The following is a 4619-nucleotide window of genomic DNA, read 5'->3' on the forward strand; positions in this document are numbered from 1 at the left end:
CGGGTGGGGATTTTGTCAGCCAGGCCGGGCGTGATACGACGATTGTTGCGAGCAAGATCAGTGCGGGGAATGAGGCTTATCTTTATAGCGGGGATAAGTTGAGTTTGTTGGCGGCGCAGGACAGCACCTACAGCCTTTACGACATGAAAAAGAAGGGAGGCTGGGGCGCCAAGGAAACCAAGCGGGATGAAGTCACGCGCGTCACCAATGTAGGAACCGAGATCAAGACCGGTGGTGATTTGTCGCTGGTCAGTGGTGGGGATCAACTCTACCAACGTGCCAAGCTGAACAGCGGTAACGATCTGACGATTGCCAGCGGCGGTGCGGTGACGTTTGAAGCGGTGAAGGACCTGCATCAAGAGAGTCACGAGAAGAGTAAGAGTGACTTGGCTTGGACCAGTGCCAAGGGCAAGGGTAATACCGACGAGACGTTGCGCCAGAGTGAGTTGCAGGCGCAGGGAGCGTTGGCGATCAAGGCTGTTAATGGGCTGAAGATCGATATTAAACAGATCGATCAGAACACGGTTAGCCAGACGATTGATGTGATGGTCAAGGCAGATCCACAGTTGGCTTGGTTGAAAGAAGCCGAGAAGCGTGGGGATGTGGATTGGCGGCATGTGAAGGAATTGCACGACTCCTTTAAATACAGCCACTCCAGCCTCGGCCAAGGCGCAATGTTGGCAATCATTATCGTTGTCACCGTGTTGACGGCGGGAGCGGCCAGTGCGCTAGCTGCTTCGGCAGGTAGCGCAGTAGGGGCTGGCTCCACTATGGCGGCCGCGACAGCCGCTACCGCTGCGACGTCGACCACCGCAGCAGTTGCAGGAACTGCAGCAGGGTTGGGCAACGTCATCGCGACTGCCTCGTTGACCTCGCTTGCCAGTACCGGCGTCGTCAGCACCATAAACAATAAAGGCAACTTGGGGGCCGCATTCAAGGAAACCTTCAGCAGCGACAGCTTGAAGCAGTCACTGATCGCGGGGGCTTCTGCGGGCTTTGTGAATTACGCCAGTGGCAATTGGTTTGGCGCGCAGAGCGACCCTGTCACTAACAAGGTAAGCGGACCAAGCGTCGTACCCCATTGGAATGACCCCGCAGCGATTGGCCGTTTTGGAACGATTCAATTGGCTGGCGGGGCCGTACGCGGAACGCTCTCTGAAGCTCTTGGACAAGGCAGCTTCAAGGATGCAATGAAGGGCAGCCTTTTCGATGTAATGCAGGCGACCGCGTTCACCGGCGTTGGTGATTTTGGTAATGCCTTCAAACTTCAAGACAGCGGCCTGAGCAAAACTGCACTGCATGCTGTTGTAGGTGGTTTGCTTTCAGAAGCAATGGGCGGCGACTTTAAAACGGGCGCGATGGCTGCGGGTGCTAATGAAGCCCTTATTGTGGCGTTGGATAAGTCGCCTTTGCTCAGTGGCAATGATCCAGCGGAACACGATCGACTGGTCAATGCGGCTTCGAAGCTGGTGGGACTGCTCGCTGCCGCGAGTGTTAATGGCGATGTCGCCATGGGCTCGGAAATCGCCGGGAATGCACAGTCATACAACCGCAAGTTGCACGTTCAAGAAGAGAAACGACTGGCCCAAGAGGCCAAGAGTTTAGATGCCACCAAAGGTCAAAGCCGATCTGGTTTTGAGTGGGATGCGCTCCTAACGTTTGTTGCCGGAGGCGAGGTCGATCAGAAAACCAACAATGAGCTTCAAGGGATTCTGGCCGGTTACGGTCCTTCTAACCCTGAAGGGCAAGCATTAGGTGACGACCTGACTGTTGCGCGGGGAGTTATCACCAAGCTGCAAAACGAGAAAGTCCTGCTGACCTGGGGAGATGGCAGCCCCATTGTTGCCAACGGGGATCAGGTCGTTGCGTTCAAGTCCACAGAAAAGCAGTACAAGGATTCGCTGCTGTTCAATCCTTCAAGTAACACAACCTACAACAACGAACCTGGTGGCATGGGTGTTGTGCCTGATGCGTGGTCCGAGCAATACGGAGAGCGTACGGCTATCACGAAACTCCCTGAGATCGCCGCGCTCAGTTCTGACGCCGCCTCCCAAGCAGAGCAAATAGACCGGCTACGTGTTTTGGCAAGTGGTGGCATTAATTCAGATATTGATCTCAAGCTGCTTGCTGAGCTTATGCCCGTAGGTGGAGTAGGCAAGGGAGCATTGTTAAGCGCAATCAAAGAGTTGGCAGCGCGCGACGCATTAGCGGTTAAAGGTACGGAGGCTATCGCTGGCAAGGCTGCAGAGACTGTTGCCGGAAAGGGCATTGAGTCAGCAGCTGGTAAAGGCTTGGATGCGGCGGCGGGTAAGGGGACTGAACAGTTTGCCAACCAAGCACAGGCCAAATTAGCAGGCTATAGCCCATGCTGTTTTGCAGCCGGGACTATGGTCGCCACCCCTGATGGTGAACGAGCCATTGACGCGCTCAGGGTGGGCGATGTCGTCTGGACCAAACCTGAAGAAGGCGGTAAGCCGTTCGCCTCGAAGGTCTCAGCAACCCACATTCGCACGGATCAACCGATCTATCAGTTGACGCTTGTGAAGAACGGCAGTGCCGGTGAAGGTATCACTGAGACTCTGCAAGTGACGCCGGGGCATCCGTTCTACGTGCCAGCGCGCAAAGGCTTTGTGCCACTTATAGAGCTCAAGCCGGGTGATCAACTGCAGTCGTTGGGGGATGGGGCGACGCAAGAGGCTTCGATCTCCGTTGTATCAATAAAGCTGCTGCAGTCACAGGGGAAGACCTACAATCTGACAGTTGATATTGGTCATACGTTCTACGTTGGCAAGTTAAGTACCTGGGTACATAACGTTGGGCCTTGTTATGAGTGTAATTCGGGAGTGTGTTCGCTTCATGGCAATCTCGGCGATGTGCCTTACGACTCACGAACTATGCGGGAGGAGTTGGTTAATAAATACGGAGCTGACAATGTGTTATCCACGACAGTGCCGCCCGCAGGAATGCCTAATGTAAAACTGGCCGGAATGCATAAAGATATTGTCCTACCAGACGGTACCAGCGCCCGGGTGGTCTTTGATAATAAAGGGTTCCCTATATTTGATGATATTACAAAGTTTGACACTCAGATAAACATTAGAGATTTCCGAGCTGCCAGTTATGATGGTCAGCTAAGGATGGCGACCCGTGATCTGCGAGTGCAGATAGAGAATGGCGCCTTTCCAAGGTCCGCATTTACGGACGTACAGCTAAAAGCAATTCGCAGTGGCCAAGATAAAATCCCCGGCTATACTTGGCATCACCATCAGGATACCGGTAGGATGCAGCTGGTTCCCGAAGTTTTTCATAATGGTGCGCGTCACGTCGGGTGGGAATCGATGAGTAAGGGGCAATAAATGATCGCTGGAGTAAGTTTTGATTCTTATTATGGTCAAGGTGATTCTGCTGATATAGAAGCCTTTGAAGCATTGGCGGGTATAGTTTTTCCTGCGAAATACAAGGAAGTTTCAGTAGGATTTAATGGCGCGTTTATTTTAAATAAACCTGTTTTCAATTTTTACAATCGTCTTCTCGGCGAGGATGTTACGACTAGCGCTGGTATGTTTTTACCTTTCGGTGAAATCGAAGGCTCATTCGAGACAATGGAGATGAAATACTGTCATCCGCCAGAGGATTTCGTTCAAGGTTTAATTATTTTCTCAGTATTAGGGAACGGAGATGCGCTCTGTTTTGATTATCGTAAAAACCGGCTTTCTGATGACCCAGAAGTGATGATGTGGCATCATGAGGCCGTCCCAGGTAGCGATTCCGAACTATCATTTGTCGCTTCTTCATTTTCAGAATTTTTAGACCAGTTATTTGAGCGGCCGCCCGAATAATAAGAGATTTCGAGAGATCTTATGGGAATTGGTGTCGGTCAAAATTTAATTTCTAAGGCGACATCGGTATCAGATATCCCCTTTGATGTTCTCTGGTTTTGTTGCGCTATTTTCCAAAGTTCTGCTCTTTAAAAATAAATTTATTTTTCTGCTTTAGATTTAAGCAGGGCGGTTACCAAATAACCGCCCATTTTTGTATAGGAAACTTGTGAATTCAACTTCCGCCCAACCACACCCATCCCTCAGCGGGATAGCCAGCAGCAGCGCAAAATCATACAACACAATCGCATCACTGCTGATTTCCTCCCGAAACGACAGGTTCTCCAAAAACTGCGTCACCGCGCGAATACGATACGCGGCGGCGTCATAGAGAACATCGAGAGGCGCTTGCGTGTCGATCACCAGCGCGGGAATGGTTGAGTCGTGGCCTGTTAATGGAATGTATCGGTTCATCTTTAAGCTCTCTACTTAAGTGATAAATGCCATCATTCAAACGTCGCCAAACTTATGGGTGACAGCTGTACGCAGGTTGGCGAACCGGCAGTAGAGAAAACCGGCAGACCCGAAGGTCTCCCGCGCACGGCCGTCATAAAACGACTTTGCGACGCCGACCAGTTCCGCTACCTGATGGACAACGCGCTGGCCAGCAAGGACGCCCTGACCCACGACATCGTGTGGATGGAAAACCGCGTGATCGACGGCCAGACCGTCCTCGTGCCCGTGCTTTACCTGGCCCAGGCCGAATCGCGCAACGTGCGCGGCAACAGCCTGATCCAGGGC

At 52.2% G+C, this 4619-nt stretch carries 3 protein-coding genes and 1 pseudogene; 3 read left to right on the plus strand and 1 reads right to left on the minus strand.

All coding sequences use genetic code 11. From position 1 onward, the window contains the following. Positions 1-3356: DUF637 domain-containing protein (locus TU75_RS25950; RefSeq protein ID WP_211267973.1), on the plus strand; the 3356-nt coding region annotated here is incomplete at its 5' end. Then, on the plus strand, positions 3357-3839 hold the full coding sequence (locus tag TU75_RS25955) for an SMI1/KNR4 family protein (protein WP_060550529.1): 483 nt from the start codon (positions 3357-3359) through the stop codon (positions 3837-3839). A 159-nt stretch (positions 3840-3998) separates the two neighbouring features. Here TU75_RS25955 and TU75_RS25960 read toward each other — a convergent pair whose 3' ends face one another. Further along, positions 3999-4292, minus strand: a complete 294-nt coding sequence (locus tag TU75_RS25960; protein ID WP_003238522.1) for a hypothetical protein — start codon at positions 4290-4292, stop codon at positions 3999-4001. A gap of 150 nt (positions 4293-4442) precedes the next feature. On the opposite strand from TU75_RS25960, the pseudogene TU75_RS28780 reads away from it, so the two are divergent. Further along, a pseudogene (locus TU75_RS28780) lies at positions 4443-4619 on the plus strand (hypothetical protein); the annotation flags it as partial.

Origin of the sequence: Pseudomonas poae (assembly GCF_001439785.1) — a bacterium.
Taxonomy (GTDB): Bacteria; Pseudomonadota; Gammaproteobacteria; order Pseudomonadales; family Pseudomonadaceae; genus Aquipseudomonas; species Aquipseudomonas poae.